The 2042-nt window shown below is 69.1% G+C and carries 3 protein-coding genes; all 3 read left to right on the forward strand.

Annotated elements, in window-relative coordinates:
• Nucleotides 1-319: hypothetical protein (locus ACOADB_RS23660; protein WP_378604533.1), on the forward strand; the 319-nt coding region annotated here is incomplete at its 5' end.
• Between the two features lie 134 nt (nt 320-453).
• On the forward strand, nt 454-1242 hold the full coding sequence (locus tag ACOADB_RS23665; protein WP_378604536.1) for an ABC transporter ATP-binding protein: 789 nt from the start codon (nt 454-456) through the stop codon (nt 1240-1242).
• On the forward strand, nt 1239-2042 hold an 804-nt coding region (locus ACOADB_RS23670; protein WP_378604539.1), incomplete at its 3' end, for an ABC transporter ATP-binding protein. The genes ACOADB_RS23665 and ACOADB_RS23670, both read left to right, overlap by 4 nt.

Below are 2042 nucleotides of genomic sequence, written 5' to 3' on the forward strand. Positions count from 1 at the left end.
CGACGTCGCGCCCGCCGAAGACGGTTCGTTCACGGCTGCCGGCGTCTCGTGGACCGACGTCACCGTGGTGCCGGGCGTGCGCCCCGCCCTGCGGACCGTGCAGTCCGACCACCCGCTGCTGTGGGTCGAGGAGGGCCACTTCGGCCCGGCGAGGGCGCGCCTCGCACTGACCTTCGCGGCCTGCCCGGAGGGCACGCGGGTCGGCGCCGAGTTCTCGGTGACCATGCTCGGTGCCGGCCGCTTCATCGGCCTGGCCAGTCGTCGTACGGTCGTCGCGGACCTCCGCCGCGCGTCGCGGATCCTCGCCGCTTCTCGCTGAACCGGGTGTCGAACACCCGATAACCATTTCGACCCAGTTGCGCGTCGGCTGTTCCCGCGCGGCCCGAGGACGGCTACATTGCGAGCCACTGTGATGGGCGTCACAGGGTCGACGGGTGGGCGGGGAGGTCGCGAGTGCTCGCGGTGCAGAACCTGGAAGTCGTGTACGACGACGTCGTGCTGGCGTTGCGCGGCATCAGCCTGGAGGTCCCCGACGGCAAGATCATCGCCCTGCTGGGTGCCAACGGTGGCGGCAAGTCGACGTTGCTGCGGGCGTTGTCCGGCCTGCTCGACATCCACGACGGTGAGATCCGCAAGGGCTCGGTGACCCTCGACGGCGAATCGGTGGGCGAGCTGAAGCCCTCGTCGCTCGCCCGCAAGGGCATCAAGCACGTGCTCGAGGGCCGTCGGGTCTTCAAGGAGCTCACCGCCGAGGAGAACCTCCGCGTCGGTGGCTACGCCGACCGGCGCAACCTGAAGGCCAACCTGGAGCGGGTCTACGGACTGTTCCCGATCCTGCGCGATCGCCGCGACGGGCAGGCCGGGCTGCTGTCCGGAGGTGAGCAGCAGATGCTCGCCATCGGCCGCGCGTTGATGTCCGACCCGCGCTACCTGCTGCTCGACGAACCGTCCCTCGGGCTGGCGCCCAAGGTGGTCGAGCAGATCCGCGACATCATCGTGGAGATCAACAGCCAGGGCACCGGGATCCTGCTGGTCGAGCAGAACGCCACGATGGCGCTGTCGATCGCCCACCACGGCTACGTCCTCGAGAACGGCCGGGTCGTCATGGACCGCAGCGCCGACCAGCTCCGCGACGACGCGGACGTGCGCGAGTTCTATCTCGGCCTGGGCGCCGAGGGCGAGGCGGCCAGATCCTTCCGCTCGGTCAAGCACTACCGGCGCAGGAAGCGGTGGGCGTCGTGACGACCGTGCTGCAGTTCGACGACGTCCACCTCTCCTTCGGGGCGGTCAAGGCCGTCAACGGGGTGAGCTTCACCGTCGAGGAGGACGAGCTCTTCGCGGTCATCGGCCCCAACGGCGCCGGAAAGACCAGCATCTTCAACGTCCTTTCGGGGGTCTACCGGCCGCAGCAGGGGAAGGTAGACCTCGAGGGCCATTCGCTGCTCGGCATGCGGCCGCCCGCGATCGCCCGGCTCGGGATGGCGCGCACCTTCCAGAACATCGAGCTCTTCGCGAACCTCACGGTCCTCGACAACCTGATGCTCGGGCGCCACCAGCACCTGCGTTACGGCACGCTCGCGGCGATGCTCTGGGTCGGGCGTGCCCGCAACGAAGAGCTCAGGCACCGCAGGAGGGTCGAGGAGATCGTCGACTTCCTCGAGCTCGAGCAGTGGCGCAAGTTCCCCGTCGGGCTGCTGCCGTACGGCGTGCAGAAGCGCGTCGAGCTCGGGCGCGCCCTGGCGATGGAGCCGCGACTGTTGCTGCTCGACGAACCGGTGGCCGGCATGAACCTCGAGGAGACCGAGGACATGGCCCGCTACATCCTCGACATCCGCGACGAGCTGAGGATCCCGATGATCATGGTCGAGCACGACATGGGCCTGGTGATGGACATCGCCGACCGGATCATGGTGATCGACTTCGGTACCCCCGTCGCCACCGGGACGCCGACGGAGATCCAGCGCAACCCGGACGTGATCCGCGCCTACCTCGGCGGCGACGCCGGCGACCTGGGCGACCTGGGCGACCTGGGCGAGACGAGC

This window comes from Nocardioides sp. CPCC 206348, assembly GCF_048654705.1.
Lineage (GTDB): Bacteria > Actinomycetota > Actinomycetes > Propionibacteriales > Nocardioidaceae > Nocardioides.